16 protein-coding genes are annotated in these 14135 nt (G+C 71.7%); 15 read left to right on the top strand and 1 reads right to left on the bottom strand.

Features of this window, described 5'->3' with window-relative positions; all coding sequences use genetic code 11:
- Positions 1 to 51 precede the first annotated feature (51 nt).
- Positions 52 to 1092 (bottom strand): Gfo/Idh/MocA family protein, encoded by a 1041-nt coding sequence (locus ACZ37P_RS12615; RefSeq protein WP_355339043.1) that lies wholly within the window; start codon positions 1090 to 1092, stop codon positions 52 to 54.
- Positions 1093 to 1223: 131 nt separating this feature from the next.
- Between ACZ37P_RS12615 and ACZ37P_RS12610 the strand changes: the two genes are divergently transcribed.
- The 15 genes from ACZ37P_RS12610 to ACZ37P_RS12540 all read left to right on the top strand — a co-directional run bounded on the left by ACZ37P_RS12610 (position 1224) and on the right by ACZ37P_RS12540 (position 14131).
- Complete coding sequence (locus ACZ37P_RS12610; protein ID WP_467346365.1) at positions 1224 to 2057, top strand: GntR family transcriptional regulator; 834 nt, start codon at positions 1224 to 1226, stop codon at positions 2055 to 2057.
- A 217-nt stretch (positions 2058 to 2274) separates the two neighbouring features.
- Positions 2275 to 3282, top strand: coding sequence for a sugar ABC transporter substrate-binding protein (locus tag ACZ37P_RS12605; RefSeq protein ID WP_401311800.1), 1008 nt, complete (start codon positions 2275 to 2277; stop codon positions 3280 to 3282).
- Positions 3283 to 3323: 41 nt separating this feature from the next.
- The gene (locus ACZ37P_RS12600; protein WP_391163763.1) at positions 3324 to 4358 is read left to right on the top strand and encodes an ABC transporter permease; all 1035 of its coding nucleotides are present in this window, start codon (positions 3324 to 3326) and stop codon (positions 4356 to 4358) included.
- The gene (locus tag ACZ37P_RS12595) at positions 4355 to 5212 is read left to right on the top strand and encodes an ATP-binding cassette domain-containing protein (protein WP_391163625.1); all 858 of its coding nucleotides are present in this window, start codon (positions 4355 to 4357) and stop codon (positions 5210 to 5212) included. The genes ACZ37P_RS12600 and ACZ37P_RS12595 overlap by 4 nt, the downstream gene beginning before the upstream one ends.
- Positions 5209 to 6348: an ROK family glucokinase gene (locus tag ACZ37P_RS12590; RefSeq protein ID WP_355339048.1), complete on the top strand. Its 1140-nt coding sequence runs from the start codon at positions 5209 to 5211 to the stop codon at positions 6346 to 6348. Before ACZ37P_RS12595 ends, ACZ37P_RS12590 begins: the two co-directional genes overlap by 4 nt.
- Positions 6345 to 6980, top strand: a complete 636-nt coding sequence (locus ACZ37P_RS12585) for a hypothetical protein (protein ID WP_355339051.1) — start codon at positions 6345 to 6347, stop codon at positions 6978 to 6980. The genes ACZ37P_RS12590 and ACZ37P_RS12585 overlap by 4 nt, the downstream gene beginning before the upstream one ends.
- Positions 6981 to 7101: 121 nt before the next feature.
- Complete coding sequence (pcaDC, locus tag ACZ37P_RS12580; protein WP_391049506.1) at positions 7102 to 8373, top strand: bifunctional 3-oxoadipate enol-lactonase/4-carboxymuconolactone decarboxylase PcaDC; 1272 nt, start codon at positions 7102 to 7104, stop codon at positions 8371 to 8373.
- 125 nt (positions 8374 to 8498) lie between these two features.
- Positions 8499 to 9131 (top strand): MBL fold metallo-hydrolase, encoded by a 633-nt coding sequence (locus ACZ37P_RS12575; RefSeq protein ID WP_401311591.1) that lies wholly within the window; start codon positions 8499 to 8501, stop codon positions 9129 to 9131.
- 49 nt (positions 9132 to 9180) lie between these two features.
- Positions 9181 to 9960 (top strand): exodeoxyribonuclease III, encoded by a 780-nt coding sequence (locus tag ACZ37P_RS12570; protein WP_355339059.1) that lies wholly within the window; start codon positions 9181 to 9183, stop codon positions 9958 to 9960.
- A 95-nt stretch (positions 9961 to 10055) separates the two neighbouring features.
- A complete protein-coding gene (locus ACZ37P_RS12565; protein ID WP_355339062.1) occupies positions 10056 to 10496 on the top strand; it encodes a DUF6278 family protein in 441 nt (146 codons plus the stop codon).
- 175 nt (positions 10497 to 10671) lie between these two features.
- Complete coding sequence (locus ACZ37P_RS12560) at positions 10672 to 10923, top strand: TfoX/Sxy family DNA transformation protein (protein ID WP_188285422.1); 252 nt, start codon at positions 10672 to 10674, stop codon at positions 10921 to 10923.
- Positions 10924 to 10931: 8 nt separating this feature from the next.
- Positions 10932 to 11675 (top strand): amino acid ABC transporter ATP-binding protein, encoded by a 744-nt coding sequence (locus ACZ37P_RS12555; RefSeq protein ID WP_188285421.1) that lies wholly within the window; start codon positions 10932 to 10934, stop codon positions 11673 to 11675.
- A gap of 17 nt (positions 11676 to 11692) precedes the next feature.
- Positions 11693 to 12631, top strand: a complete 939-nt coding sequence (locus ACZ37P_RS12550; protein WP_467346359.1) for a glutamate ABC transporter substrate-binding protein — start codon at positions 11693 to 11695, stop codon at positions 12629 to 12631.
- A 16-nt stretch (positions 12632 to 12647) separates the two neighbouring features.
- Positions 12648 to 13292: an amino acid ABC transporter permease gene (locus ACZ37P_RS12545; protein ID WP_391049513.1), complete on the top strand. Its 645-nt coding sequence runs from the start codon at positions 12648 to 12650 to the stop codon at positions 13290 to 13292.
- Positions 13289 to 14131: an amino acid ABC transporter permease gene (locus ACZ37P_RS12540; protein ID WP_401311582.1), complete on the top strand. Its 843-nt coding sequence runs from the start codon at positions 13289 to 13291 to the stop codon at positions 14129 to 14131. The genes ACZ37P_RS12545 and ACZ37P_RS12540 overlap by 4 nt, the downstream gene beginning before the upstream one ends.
- Positions 14132 to 14135: the final 4 nt, after the last annotated feature.

The raw sequence follows: 14135 nt of genomic DNA, 5'->3' as shown, positions 1-14135 counted from the left end.
ACCTCCGGTGTCCCGTCGACCCGCCCCGCGGGCGCCGCCGTCCTGCCCGGCTCACGCCACCACTCCGCTCACGTCGCCCTCACGTACGCGCATGCCCACGTCGGCGACCGTCACCGGACGTCTCTCGCGGCGCGAGACCTCGCACGCCTCGGCGACGAGCAGCGCGCGCAACGCCTCCCGACCCTCGCAGGGATTCGGCTCCAGGCCGCGTACGACGCGCAGGAAGGCGGCCAGTTCGGCCCGGTAGGCGGCGGCGAAACGGTCGAGGAAGCCGGGCCAGGGCGCCGTGGGCAGGGCCGCGACCGCGACCGGCTCCATCGAGCGCAAGGGCGTCCGCGGGCCGACGCCCACCGCGATCTGGTCGTCGGTCCCGGCCAGTTCCATCCGGACGTCGTACCCCGCGCCGTGGTAGCGGGTCGCCGTCGCCGTCGCGAGGACACCGCCCTCCAGGGTGAGCAGCGCTGCCGCGGTGTCGGCGTCGCCCGCCGCGCGGAAGAAGTCGTCGCCGCCGTTGGCGCCCGCCGCGTACACCTCGGTGATCTCCCGGCCGGTGACCCAGCGCAGCACGTCGAAGTCGTGGATGAGGCAGTCGCGGTAGAGGCCGCCGGAGAGCGGGACGTACGCGGCCGGCGGCGGCGCCGGGTCAGAGGTGACGGTGCGCACGGTGTGCAGCCGGCCCACCCTGCCCGCCCGTACGGCCTCGCGCGCCGCGCGGTACCCGGCGTCGAAGCGCCGCTGGAAGCCGATCTGGAGCACGGCGCCCGCGGCCTCGACGGCGTCGAGCGCCGCCACCGTACCGGCGAGGTCGAGCGCCACCGGCTTCTCGCAGAAGGCGGGGACACCGGCGCGGGCGGCGCGGGTGATCAGCGCGGCGTGCGACGCGGTGGCGGAGGCGATGACGACGGCGTCCGGCGCGCTGTCGAAGAGCGCGTCCACCGAAAGGGCCGCGCGCCCGCCGACCGACGCGGCGACCTGCCGGGCGCGTACCGCCTCGGTGTCGGCGACCGTCACCTCGTCGACGTCCTCGTGGGCGGCCAGCGTGGCGGCGTGGAAGGAGCCGATCCGCCCGGCGCCGATGAGTCCGATCCGCATAGCTGCTACTTGCCCCTTCACCGCGGGAGACGTGCGCGCTGTCCCAACCTCCCGCGCCGCCCGCCCCCTGTCAACGCTTTGTCCGGACATAAGGACTTCCGGTGATCATGGGTGGCCGATACGCTCCCTCCGTGCCCAAGCAGGAGCCCACGCACGCACCCCCGCACGAACCAGGCCGCGAAGCCGTGCCGCCCGGCCGTGGGCGCCCGCAGGCCCGGCCCGTCCACCGCGATCTGCGGCTGGCCGTCGACCGCGCCAGCCCCGTACCGCTCTACTTCCAGCTCGCCCGGCAGCTCGAAGCCGCCATAGAAGAGGGCGCGCTCGCCCCCGGCAGCCTGCTCGGCAACGAGATAGAGCTGGCCGCGCGGCTCGGCCTGTCCCGGCCGACCGTCCGGCAGGCCATCCAGTCGCTGGTCGACAAGGGCCTGTTGGTGCGCCGCCGGGGCGTCGGCACCCAGGTGGTGCACAGCCATGTCGCCCGCCCGCTGGAACTGAGCAGCCTGTACGACGACCTGCTCGCCGCGGGCCGGCACCCCAGCACCCGGGTGCTCGCGAACGCCCGCGGGCCCGCGCCCGCCGCGGTCGCCGCCGCCCTGGGCCTGCCGGAGTCCTGCCAGGTCGCCGTCGTGCACCGGCTGCGCCTCACCCACGGCGAGCCGATGGCGTACCTGTGCAACTACCTCCCCTGCGACCTGCTGGAACCGGCCACCGGCGAGCTTGAGGCCAACGGTCTGTACGCGCTGATGCGGCACCACGGCATCACCCTGCACAGCGCGGAGCAGACCGTGGGGGCCCGCGCGGCCACGGCCGAGGAGAGCCGGCTGCTGGCCGAGCCGCCGGGCGCGGCGCTGCTGACGATGCAGCGCACCACGTACGACGACCGGGGCCGCGCGATCGAGTTCGGCTCCCATCTGTACCGGGCCTCGCGCTACACCTTCGAGTTCCGGCTGCTGGTCAGAGCCTGAGGCAGGACCGGTGCGAAGACGCCCGCCGACCGCGTACGGACCCCCTCGCCGACCCCGGGAAGGCGCCCTCTACCGCACCCCCGCCAACCCGCCGCACCGGCCCGCCGGGCATCGCGCCGTACCCCTTGACGGATACTTGGGCCGCCGGGATGGTCGCTCGCAACACTCTCATCCCGGCAGTAACAGGAACCGCAGGGAAAGGCAGGGCCTCGTGGCGATGGCAAGGGCGGGAACACGGGTGGTGGGCGCGCTGACGGCGGCGGTGCTCGGCGCGGTCTGCCTGGCCGGGTGCAGCAGCACCGGCGGCAAGCGCGCGGAGGACCGGGCCAAGCAGGCCGCGGCCAACGGCTCCGCCGTCAACACCCCGCACTGGACCTTCGCGATGGTCACCCACTCCGGCGCGGGCGACACCTTCTGGGACATCGTCCAGAGCGGCGCCAAGCAGGCCGCCGACAAGGACAACATCAAGTTCCTCTACTCCAACAGCGACCAGGCCAACGAGCAGTCGCAGCTCGTCCAGGCCGCCATCGACCAGCACGTGGACGGGCTGATCGTCACGCTCGCCAAGCCCGACGCGATGAAGGCCGTCGTGCTCAAGGCGGAGAAGGCCGGTATCCCGGTCATCACGATCAACTCCGGCTCGCAGGAGTCCAAGGAATTCGGCACGCTCGGCCACATCGGCCAGGACGAGACCATCGCGGGCCGCGCGGTCGGCGACGAGCTGAACAAGCGCGGCAGGAAGCACGCCCTGTGCGTGCTCCACGAGCAGGGCAACGTCGGCCACGAGCAGCGCTGCGCGGGCGCCAAGGCCACCTTCTCCGGGACGATGGACAACCTCTACGTCGACGGCACGAACATGCCCGACGTGCAGTCCGCCGTCCAGGCCAAGCTCCAGGCCGACAAGAGCATCGACTCCGTCGTCACCCTCGGCGCGCCCTTCGCGGCCACCGCGGTCAAGGCCAAGGACCAGGCGGGCTCCTCCGCCGAGGTCGACACCTTCGACCTGAACGCGCAGGTCGCCGCCTCCCTCAAGGCGGGCACCATCGGCTTCGCGGTCGACCAGCAGCCGTACCTCCAGGGCTACGAGGCGATCGACCTGCTGTGGCTGTACCGCTACAACGGCGACACCCTCGGCGGCGGCCAGCCCGTCCTGACCGGGCCGCAGATCGTCACCAAGGACGACGCGGAAGCCCTGCTGTCGTACACCAAGCGGGGCACCCGTTGAGCGGGCAGAGCACGCGCACCCCGGACGGCGGCGCCCCCGACCTGCTGGTGAGCCCGGTGGACGACGAGCGGCTGGCGCCGAGATCCGTCGTGCGCGCCCTGCTGGCCAGGCCCGAGCTGGGCTCCGTCGTCGGCGCGGTCGCCGTCTTCGTCTTCTTCTCCGTCGTCGCCGACGCCTTCCTGCGGGCGTCCAGCCTCGGCACGGTGCTGTACGCGTCCTCCACGATCGGCATCATGGCCGTCCCTGTGGCGCTGCTGATGATCGGCGGCGAGTTCGACCTGTCGGCCGGTGTCCTGGTGACCAGCTCCGCGCTGGTCTCCTCGATGTTCAGCTACCAGATGACCGCGAACGTCTGGGTCGGCGTCGGGGTGTCGCTGCTGGTCACCCTCGCCATCGGCTTCTTCAACGGCATCCTGCTCGTGCGCACCAAACTGCCCAGCTTCATCATCACGCTGGGCACCTTCCTGATGCTCACCGGCCTCAATCTGGGCTTCACCAAGCTCATCAGCGGCACTGTCTCCACCAAGACGATCGCCGACATGGAGGGCTTCCCGACCGCCCGCGACCTGTTCGCCTCGCACTGGACGATCGGCTCCGTCGACCTCCAGGTCACCATCTTGTGGTGGCTCGGCCTGGTCGCCGTGGCCACCTGGGTGCTGCTGCGCACCCGCGCGGGGAACTGGATCTTCGCCGCGGGCGGCAACGCGGACGCGGCCCGCGCGGTCGGCGTCCCCGTCGCCCGTACCAAGATCGGCCTGTACATGGCGGTCGCCTTCTGCGCCTGGATCTCGGGACAGCACCTGCTGTTCTCGTTCGACGTGGTGCAGTCGGGCGAGGGCGTCGGCAACGAATTCCTGTACATCATCGCGGCCGTCATCGGCGGCTGCCTGATGACCGGCGGATACGGCAGCGCCATCGGCTCGGCGGTCGGCGCGTTCATCTTCGGCATGACCAACAAGGGCATCGTGTACGCCCAGTGGAATCCGGACTGGTTCAAGTTCTTCCTCGGCGCGATGCTGCTGCTCGCGACGCTGCTGAACGCCTGGGTCCGCAAGCGGGCGGAGGCCGCGGCATGAGCGCAGAACCCGTCCTCGACAAGGTCCCCGCGCCCGCCGGCGCCCCGCTGGTCGAGCTGACCGACGTCTCCAAGTCGTACGGGAACGTCCGCGCGCTGCGGGACGTCTCCCTCGAAGTGCGCGCGGGCGAGATCACCTGCGTCCTCGGCGACAACGGCGCGGGCAAGTCCACCCTCATCAAGATCATCGCCGGGCTGCACCAGCACGACACGGGCCGCTACGCCATCGAGGGCGAGGACGTACGGCACAGCTCGCCGCGCGAGGCGCTCGACCGCGGCATCGCCACCGTCTACCAGGACCTGGCGGTGGTCCCCCTGATGCCGGTCTGGCGGAATTTCTTCCTCGGCTCCGAGCCCACCCTCGGCCGCGGCCCGCTGCGCAGGCTCGACGTGGCCGCCATGCGCGCCACCACCCACCAGGCGCTGCTGCGGATGGGCATCGACCTGCGCGACGTCGACCAGCCGATCGGCACCCTGTCCGGCGGCGAGCGCCAGTGCGTGGCCATCGCCCGCGCCGTGCACTTCGGCGCGAAGGTGCTGGTCCTGGACGAGCCGACGGCCGCCCTCGGCGTCAAGCAGTCGGGTGTGGTGCTGAAATACGTGGCCGCCGCGCGCGACGCGGGGCTCGGTGTGGTACTCATCACGCACAATCCGCACCACGCGTATCTGGTCGGTGACCGGTTCATTCTGCTCAAGCGAGGCGCGATGTCGGGCAGCCACCTGAAGAAGGACATTACGCTGGACGAGCTGACCCGAGAGATGGCCGGGGGCAGCGAGCTGGACGAGCTGACCCACGAACTGATGCGCCGGACGACCACCACACCACCGGCGACCGACCCGGAGACCTCCGCTTGAGTGCCAATCGTGAACGTGTGTACCGCGGCGGCGCCGCCAGGGCGACGGTGCTCCAGACCGTCGGCCGCCGCGAGAGGCGCTCGCATCTGACCGCGCCCCGCGTCCCCACCGTCGGTATCGACATCGGCGGCACCAAGGTGATGGCCGGGGTGGTCGACGCGGACGGGGTGATCCTGGAGAAGATCCGCACCGAGACGCCCGACAAGTCCAAGAGCCCCAAGGTCGTCGAGGACACCATCGTCGAGCTGGTCCTGGACCTGTCGGAGCGGCACGACGTGCACGCGGTCGGCATCGGGGCGGCGGGCTGGGTCGACGCCGACCGCTCGCGGGTGCTCTTCGCCCCGCACCTGTCCTGGCGCGACGAGCCGCTGCGCGACCGGCTCGCCGAGCGCCTGCTGGTCCCCGTCATGGTCGACAACGACGCGAACACCGCGGCCTGGGCCGAGTGGCGCTTCGGCGCCGGGCGCGGCGAGGCCGACCTGGTGATGATCACCCTCGGCACCGGCATCGGCGGCGCGATCCTGGAGGACGGCCAGGTCAAGAGGGGCCGCTACGGCGTCGCTGGCGAGTTCGGCCATATGCAGGTGGTGCAGGGCGGCCACCGCTGCGCCTGCGGCAACCGCGGCTGCTGGGAGCAGTACAGCTCGGGGAACGCGCTGGTCAGGGAGGCCCGCGAGATGGCCGCCGCGGATTCCCCGGTCGCCTACGGGATCATCGACCGGGTCGGCGGCAGCATCAGCGAGATCACCGGACCGCTGATCACCGAGCTGGCCCGCGAGGGCGACGCGATGTGCGTCGAGCTGTTCCAGGACATCGGCCAGTGGCTGGGCATCGGCATCGCCAACCTCGCCGCCGCCCTCGACCCGTCCTGCTTCGTCATCGGCGGCGGCGTCAGCGCCGCCGACGACCTGCTGATCAACCCGGCCAGGGACGCCTTCCGGCGCAATCTCACCGGCCGCGGCTACCGGCCGGAGGCGCGGATCGCCAAGGCCGAACTGGGCCCCGAGGCCGGTATGGTCGGCGCCGCCGACCTGGCCCGGCTGGTCGCCCGCCGCTTCCGCCGCGCCACCCGCCGCCGCGTCGAGCGGTACGAACGCTACGGCCGCGTCTACGGACGGCAGGGAGCCCAGTCGTGACCACCACACCCTTCGACCAGGACACCCTGGAGCCGGGCCCCGAGTCCGACGGGGGACCGCCCGCGGACGGCGACGCGGGCCGGGCGCGGCTCGCACCGCCGCCGCGGAACCCGCCGCGCTGGGTCCGCTGGACCGTCGTCCCGCTGCTCGTCCTCGTACCGATCGGGTACGTGCTGATCTCCGCCGAGCAGAGCCGGGACAGCGGGGTCACCAAGCAGAAGGAGGCGGCCCTCAGCCATCTGGAGCTGGCCGTTCCGACCATCCTCCAGCGGCAGATATACCAACTGCCCTTCCCCGACGGCACCACGGGCCCCGGCTACCTGGAGACCAACTCCTGGGACACCAGCGCGCTGTACGTCCAGTTCACCACCACCTCCGGCGGCCTGGACACCTTCCTCGCGCAGGTCGGCAGCGCCCGGAACGTGCTGCGCGGGGGCAAGGACGCGATCACCGCCGCGCAGGCCAGGACGGCGGGCTGGGACTTCCTCACCGGCCGCACGTATGTGGGCATCAGCATGCACCAGGCCGGCGACAAACCGGACCGCAACATCGTGGTGGACCTCACCGACCCGGACGTCCCCACGGTGTACGCGGTCTCCACCGTCAACTTCCGGCACGGCTTCAAGGGATGACGGCGGCGGGGCGCCGATGTCAGGGGCGATGACAACGATGGCCCATGACAGTCCTCGCGGGCCCGCGGAAGCGGGCCACTCGGATTTCGGAAGCACACACTCCACTCGGTAGCGTGAGGCGATGAGCGACTCGACCGACGGCGATCTGGACCCGCGGCCCCCCCTTCAGCACCGCTTCGACGGCCCGGCCGACGCCCCCGTCCTGATCCTGGGCCCGGCCCTCGGCGCCACCTGGCACATGTGGGACCGGCAGCTCCCGGCGCTCACCGAGCAGTGGCGGGTGCTGCGCTACGAGCTGCCGGGCCACGGCGGCGCGCCCGCGCACCCCGCGGCCTCGGTCGACGACCTGGCCGCCCGGCTGCTCGCCGTCCTGGACGACGAGGGCGTCGACACCTTCGGCTACGCGGGCTGCTCGCTCGGCGCCGCCATCGGCGCCCGGCTCGCGCTGCTGCGCCCCGACCGGGTCGCCGCCCTCGCCCTGGTCTCGGCCGCCGCGCGGTACGCCACCGCCGACGTGTGGCGGCAGCGCGGCGTCGTGGTCCGCGCCAACGGCCTGGACCGCACGGCGCTGGCCAGCCCCGAGCGCTGGTTCACCGGCCCCTTCCTCGCCACCCAGCCCGCGATCACCGACTGGGCCGTGCAGATGGTCAGGACCACCGACGCGGACTGCTACATCGCCGGGTGCGAGGCGCTGGCCGCCTTCGACATCCGGGACGCGCTCGGCAGCATCAAGGTGCCGACGCTGGTGGTGGCGGGCGCCGACGACACCGAGACCCCGCCCGCCGACGCCCGGCTGCTGGTCGCCGGAATACCGGACGCCCGGCTCGCGGTCGTCCCGGCCACCGGCCACCTGGCGCCCGTCGAGGAGCCCGTGGCCGTCGGCGACCTGCTGGCGACGCACTTCGGCAGCGTGTGGACCGAGCCGGTGTCCGTGTCGACCGGCTCCGTCGCCGTACCCCCGGCCCCCGTCGTACCGCCGCAGGCCGTCGCCGCGCCGCCCGCCGCGGTGGCGCCCGACACGTACGAGGAAGGGCTGCGGATACGGCGCGAGGTGATCGGTGACGCGGAGGTCGACCAGGCGCTGGCCCGCGCCGAGGACTTCGGCGCCGACTTCGACAGCTTCCTGACCCGCTACGCCTGGGGCGAGGTCTGGTCGCGGCCCGGCCTCGACCGGCGCACCAGGAGCTGCGTGACGCTGACCGCGCTGACCGCCACCGGCAGGCTGGAGGAGCTGGCCGACCACACCAGGGCGGCGCTGCGCAACGGCCTGACCCCGGCGGAGATCGAGGAGGTCCTGCTGCACACCGCGCTCTACTGCGGCCTGCCCGCCGCCAGGGCCGCGGTGGACACCGCGCGTACGGTGATCCGGCAGGAGACCGGGGCGCACCCGTAGCAAGATGGAGGCGTACCGGAAAACGCCCAGCATCCGAAACGCCCAGCATCCGAGAACCCCAGCACCCCAGCACCCCAGCACCCGAGTACCAGAGAAGCCAGAACGCGCTGCCGAGGACGGACCCTGTGAAGCTCACGAAGAAGCGCCACGCCTGCATCCGGCTGGAGAAGGACGGGCGCACGCTCGTCATCGATCCGGGCACCTTCAGCGAGGAGGACGCGGCGGTCGGCGCCGACGTCATCCTGGTCACGCACGAGCACCTGGACCACTTCAACGCCGACCGGCTGCGCGCCGGGCTCGAAGCCAATCCGGGCGCGGAGCTGTGGACCCTGCGCGCGGTGGCCGACGAGGTCTCCGCGGCCTTCCCCGGCCGCGTGCACACCGTCGGCGACGGCGACACCTTCACCGCCGCGGGCTTCGACGTCCAGGTGCACGGCGAGCTGCACGCCGTGATCCACCCGGACATCCCGCGGATCACCAACGTCGGCTACCTGATCGACGGTTCGCTCTTCCACCCCGGTGACGCGCTGACCCTGCCGGGCGCCGCCGTGGACACCCTGCTGCTGCCCGTGCAGGCCCCCTGGAGCAAGATCTCCGAGGTCATCGACTACGTCCGCGAGGTCAAGCCGCGCCGCGCCATCGACGTGCACGACGCGCTGCTGACCGACCTGGCCCGGCCGATCTACGACACGCAGATCGGCGGCCTCGGCGGCGCCGACCACGTACGGCTGGCGCCCGGCGACAGCACGCAGGCGTAGCAGCGCCGCCACCGGGTCACTGTCGGACCCACCGGTTAGGTTGGGGAGCATGCGCATCGCGACCTGGAACATCAACTCGATCACCGCCCGCCTTCCGCGGCTGCTCGCCTGGCTGGAGAGCAGCGGCACCGACGTCCTGTGCCTCCAGGAGACCAAGTGCACCGCCGAGCAGTTCCCGCGCGACGAGCTGCGCGAGCTGGGGTACGAGTCGGCGGTGCACGCCACCGGCAGGTGGAACGGGGTGGCGCTGGTCTCCCGCGTGGGCCTGGAGGACGTGGTCGAGGGCCTGCCCGGCGGACCCGACTGGGAGGGCGTGCACGAGCCGCGTTCGGTCTCCGCGACCTGCGGCGCGGTCCGTCTCTGGTCGGTCTACGTGCCCAACGGCCGTGAGGTCGACCACCCGCACTACGCGTACAAGCTCCAGTGGTTCGAGGCGCTGCGCGCCGCCGTCGCGCAGGACGCGGCTGGTCCGCGGCCCTTCGCGGTGCTCGGCGACTTCAATGTCGCGCCGGTGGACGAGGACGTGTGGGACCTGTCGGTCTTCGAGGGCCAGACGCATGTCACCGCCCCCGAGCGCGCCGCGCTGGCCGCCCTGCGCGAGACCGGCCTCACCGATGTGATGCCGCGCCCGCTGAAGTACGACCGCCCGTACACGTACTGGGACTACCGGCAGCTCGCCTTCCCCAAGAACCGCGGGATGCGGATCGACCTGGTGTACGGGAACGAGCCGTTCGCCAAGGCCGTCGGCGACGCGTACGTGGACCGCGAGGAGCGCAAGGGCAAGGGCGCCTCCGACCACGCGCCGGTCGTGGTGGACCTGGAGGTCTGACCGGGGGCCGCCGCGGCGCGCGGGGGCGCTCCGGCGGCCGGTCCCGGCACGCGCGCCTGTGGTCGCGGCGGCACGGCAGGTGCGACGCTGACCGCATGGACATCCCCCTGATCGGCAAGTGGCGCAGAAGACACGGCGTCGCCCGCGGTTTCGCCGTGTACACCGACGGCGCCCCCGACGCGACCGGCGTCGCGGAACTGCTCGGCGAGTGCGAACTGCTGCGCGCCCGCGCCGCCGACGACGGGGTGGACCTGGACGACACCCCCGAATCGCTCGCCGCCCTCGACCAGTTGGCGCCGAGCTGGCGGGACGACGAAGAGGTGCTGTCGGACCTCGGCAACGACGCGGGTCTCTACCTCGGCACCGTCATGGTGCTCACGGTCCCCGACGCGGCGTGGGAGATCCTGCCCAACGGCCAGCCCGTGGTGCGGCTCGCGTCCGGCCGCGAGATCGACACCGTGGCGATCGGCCACGCCTGGGCCGAGAGCGGCAGCCCCGAACTGTCCCAGGTGCTCGCGGAGTCGTCGGAAGACTGAGCCCGTACGGCGGTGCGGCTGTCACCCGATCCAGTGGTCATCACCACACAGTGGGGTGCGGTCCAGGGCGTGTCACCACGCGATGGCCGCGCAGGGCACTAGAGGACGTGCATGATGGCGCCGAAGGTCCCCCTTTTCGCACCAGTCCCCACCAGCTCGGTACCGGAGGCACGACGTGGACTCCCTTCAGCAGCTCCCGAACATCGGGTCGGTCCTGGCCGACCGCCTGCGCCGCGCGGGCGTCGACGACGCGGGCGAACTGCGACGGCTGGGCTCCGGCCGCGCCTTCGAGAAGATCCGGCCCGAACTGCCGGAAGACGCCTGCACGCACACGCTGCTCGCGCTGGAGGGCGCGCTGCGCGGCATGCGCTGGACCGCGATCCCGCAGACCGAACGCGACACCCTCGTCCATCGCGTGCTGGGCTGAGCGCGCGGATGACCCGGGAACCCCTGATCGTCCTGCGCGGAGTCAACAAGCACTTCGGCCCGCTGCACGTGCTCAAGGACATCGATCTGACCATCGGCCGCGGCGAGGTCGTCGTGATCATCGGTCCCTCGGGTTCCGGGAAGTCCACGCTGTGCCGGGCCATCAACCGCCTCGAACCCGTGGAGTCGGGCACGATCACCATCGACGGCGTGCCGCTGCCCGCCGAGGGCCGCGAGCTGGCCCGGCTCCGCGCCGATGTCGGCATGGTCTTCCAGTCCTTCAACCTCTTCGCGCACAAGACCGTCCTGCAGAACGTGATGCTCGCGCCGGTCAAGGTGCGCGGTCGGGGCAAGGCCGAGTCGGAGCGGCAGGCCCGCGAACTGCTGGACCGGGTGGGCCTGGTGGGGCACGAGGACAAGTTCCCCGCGCAGATGTCCGGCGGCCAGCAGCAGCGGGTGGCCATCGCCCGCGCACTGGCCATGAACCCCAAGGCGATGCTCTTCGACGAGCCCACCTCGGCCCTCGACCCCGAGATGATCAACGAGGTGCTGGAAGTGATGCGGCAGCTCGCCGAGGAGGGCATGACCATGGTCGTGGTCACCCACGAGATGGGCTTCGCCCGGTCCGCCGCGCACCGGGTGGTCTTCATGGCGGACGGCCGGATCGTCGAGGACCGGGTGCCGGAGGAGTTCTTCACCGCGCCGCGCAGCGAGCGCGCCAAGGACTTCCTCTCCAAGATCCTGCACCACTGATCAGCACCTGGACCGCCATGCGACGCACTCACCGGCCCGCCCGCCCGGCGGCCGTGGCCCGTCTCGCGGCGCTGGCCGCGGTGACCGGGCTGGCCGCGCTGACCGCTGTGACCGGCTGCGGCAAGCAGGGCAGCCCGCCCGCCAAGGGCCCCCGCGCCGACGCCCTGCCCGCCTACCGGGTCAACCGCGCCTTCTCGCTGCCCGCCTCCGCCACCTGGTCGGCCGCCCACCGGCGCGGCAGGCTCGTGGTCGGCGTCAAGGACGACCAGCCGTATCTCGGCGAGCGCGACCCGGCCACCGGCACGTACTCCGGTTTCGACATCGAGATCGCCAAGATGATGGCCGCCTCGCTCGGTTTCGCGGCCGACCGCGTGCAGTACAAGCCGATCGCCTCCGCCAACCGGGAGACCGCCCTGAGCAACGGCCAGATCGACTACTACGTCGGCACGTACACCATCAACGCGCTGCGCAAGAAGCAGGTCGGCTTCGCGGGCCCGTACTACATGGCCGGGCAGGGCCTGCTGGTGCGCAAGGACGAGAAGGACATCAACGGGCCGCAGGACCTGAAGGGCAAGAAGGTCTGCTCGGCGGCCGGTTCCACCCCGATCCAGCGGATCGAGCGCGACTACCCCGACGCCACGCCGGTCACGTACGACACGTACTCGGTGTGCGTGGACAATCTGCTGACCTACCAGGTCGACGCGGTCACCACCGACGACTCGATCCTGCTGGGCTACGCGGCCAAGGCGCCGAACGAGATGAAGCTGGTCGGCAAGCCGTTCTCGAAGGAGCCGTACGGCATCGGACTGGCCAAGGGCGACACGGCGCTGCGGGGCGCGCTGGACGACGCGATCGTGGCGCACGAGCGCGACGGCGACTGGAAGAAGGCGTACGCGGCGACGCTGGGTCTGTCCGGGGTCCCGGCGCCCGTACCGCCGCCGGTCGACCGGTACTGAGGGGGAGACACACCGCGTGAACGTCCTGACCGACAACTACTCGCTCTTCGGCAAGGGCCTGTGGGGCACCGTCCAGCTCACCCTGCTCGCCGGGGCGCTCTCGCTGGTCGTCGGGGTGATCGTCGCCGGATTCCGGGTGTCGCCCGTCAAAGCGCTCCGGGCGTTCGGCACCGCCTGGGTGACGGTGCTGCGCAACACCCCGCTGACGCTGCTGTTCTTCGCGGTGCTGCTCGGCCTGCCGCGCTTCGGACTCGTGCTGCCCTTCCGGGTGTTCGCGATCCTGGCGCTGGGCGCGTACACCTCGGCGTTCATCTGCGAGGCGGTCAGGGCCGGGATCAACACCGTGCCGCTCGGCCAGGGCGAGGCGGCCCGCAGCCTGGGCATGACCTTCACGCAGACGCTGAGCCTGGTGGTGCTGCCGCAGGCCGCCCGCGCGGTGATCTCGCCGATCGGCTCCACGCTGATCGCTCTGGCCAAGAACTCCGCCATCGCCGGGTCCTTCTCGGTCACCGAACTGCTCGGCACGTACAAGCCGCTCAACGAACTGGGCTACAGCATCGTGTGGACCTTCGTCTGGATCGCCGTCGGCTATCTGATCGTCACGTTGACCATCAGCGCGGTCTTCACCGTGCTGGAGCGGAAGCTGGGGGTCGCGCGATGAGCGGAAGCAGCGCGCTGTACGACATTCCGGGGCCCAAGGCGCTGGCCAGGCACCGGCTGTACGCGTGGCTCACCACGGCGGTGCTCGCGGCGCTGGTCGGCTTCGTCGTCTACAAGCTGGTGGACACCGGGCAGTTCTCCGCCGTGAAGTGGCGGCCCTTCGCCTACGCGGGCATCCAGCGGCTGTTGCTCAAGGGCCTGGCCAACACGCTGAAGGCGTTCGCCTGGGCGGCGGTCCTCTCGCTGGTCTTCGGCGCGGTCTTCGCCGCCGGACGGCTCTCGGACCACCGGCCGGTGCGCTGGTTCAGCACGCTGGTGGTGGAGTTCTTCCGCGCGATGCCGCTGCTGGTGATGATCTTCTTCATCTTCATCGCCCTCAAGCTGGAGCCGATGACGGCCCTGGTCATCGGCCTGACGCTGTACAACGGCTCGGTGCTCGCCGAGGTGTTCAGGGCCGGTGTCAACTCCGTGCCGCGCGGCCAGGGCGAGGCCGCCTTCGCGCTCGGGATGCGCAAGACGCAGGTGATGGCGCAGGTGCTGGTGCCGCAGGCGGCCCGCGCGATGCTGCCCGCGATCGTCAGCCAGCTCGTGGTGGCCCTCAAGGACACCTCGCTCGGCTACCTCATCACCTACGAGGAGTTCCTGTACGCGGGCAAGCTGATCGCCACCAACCTCGACTACGACCTGCCCTTCATCCCGGTCGTGATGGTGATCGCGCCGATCTACATCGGCATGTGCATGCTGCTGTCGTGGTTCGCCAACTGGCTGGCGCGCCGTGAACGGCACAGCCCCAAGGTCAAGGACGTGCCGGTCACGGTCGCCACACCGCCGGAGATCTGAGCCC

This window comes from Streptomyces sp. NPDC024632 (assembly GCF_055559175.1).
The sequence above is the reverse complement of the archived record's forward strand: the minus strand, read 5'-3'. Positions and strand labels throughout refer to the sequence as shown.

Coding starts and splice junctions, on each gene's coding strand:
- ACZ37P_RS12540 (WP_401311582.1), top strand. CDS start 13,289: ATGAGCGGAAGCAGCGCGCTGTACGACATTCCGGGGCCCAAGGCGCTG.
- ACZ37P_RS12550 (WP_467346359.1), top strand. CDS start 11,693: ATGCGACGCACTCACCGGCCCGCCCGCCCGGCGGCCGTGGCCCGTCTC.
- ACZ37P_RS12570 (WP_355339059.1), top strand. CDS start 9,181: ATGCGCATCGCGACCTGGAACATCAACTCGATCACCGCCCGCCTTCCG.
- ACZ37P_RS12555 (WP_188285421.1), top strand. CDS start 10,932: ATGACCCGGGAACCCCTGATCGTCCTGCGCGGAGTCAACAAGCACTTC.
- pcaDC (WP_391049506.1), top strand. CDS start 7,102: ATGAGCGACTCGACCGACGGCGATCTGGACCCGCGGCCCCCCCTTCAG.
- ACZ37P_RS12595 (WP_391163625.1), top strand. CDS start 4,355: ATGAGCGCAGAACCCGTCCTCGACAAGGTCCCCGCGCCCGCCGGCGCC.
- ACZ37P_RS12605 (WP_401311800.1), top strand. CDS start 2,275: ATGGCAAGGGCGGGAACACGGGTGGTGGGCGCGCTGACGGCGGCGGTG.
- ACZ37P_RS12565 (WP_355339062.1), top strand. CDS start 10,056: ATGGACATCCCCCTGATCGGCAAGTGGCGCAGAAGACACGGCGTCGCC.
- ACZ37P_RS12615 (WP_355339043.1), bottom strand. CDS start 1,092: ATGCGGATCGGACTCATCGGCGCCGGGCGGATCGGCTCCTTCCACGCC.